This is a genomic window from Alkalimonas cellulosilytica, from assembly GCF_036325985.1.
Lineage (GTDB): Bacteria > Pseudomonadota > Gammaproteobacteria > Enterobacterales > Alteromonadaceae > Alkalimonas > Alkalimonas cellulosilytica.
This window is the reverse complement of sequence record NZ_JAUHLI010000057.1, coordinates 1-477: the sequence shown is the minus strand read 5'-3', so window position 1 is coordinate 477 and position 477 is coordinate 1. Positions and strand designations below refer to the sequence as shown.

General features: G+C 53.7%; 1 protein-coding gene. It reads left to right on the top strand.

What is annotated here, in order from left to right:
- Positions 1-477 (top strand): IS21 family transposase (gene istA, locus QWY20_RS18515; RefSeq protein WP_330130457.1); only part of this gene is annotated, 477 nt, incomplete at both ends.

The window sequence follows — 477 nt, the reverse complement described above, 5'->3', positions numbered from 1 at the left end:
ATGCGACAAAACCACATTGCCGGTGACATGCTGTTCGTTGATTATGCCGGTCAAACGGTACCCATTGTCTGTGCCAGTACCGGTGAAATCCGCTTTGCACAGGTGTTTGTGGCCGTACTGGGTGCGTCCAATTACACCTATGCTGAAGCCACCCTTACGCAGACGCTGCCAGATTGGCTGGGGAGCCATGCCAGAGCCTTTAGCTTCTTTGGTGGTGTGCCCAAGCTCATTGTGCCGGATAACCTTAAAAGCGGCGTCACTAAAGCGTGCCGATACGATCCAGACATCAATGCTGCCTACCACCAACTCGCTCACCATTATGGCTGCGCTGTGATGCCAGCCAGGCCGCGGAAACCGCAGGATAAAGCCAAAGCGGAAGTGGGCGTGCAAATCATAGAGCGCTGGATTTTAGCCAGATTACGTCACCACACCTTCTTCTCATTAGCTGAGCTGAATCACTGCATCCGGGCGCTATTG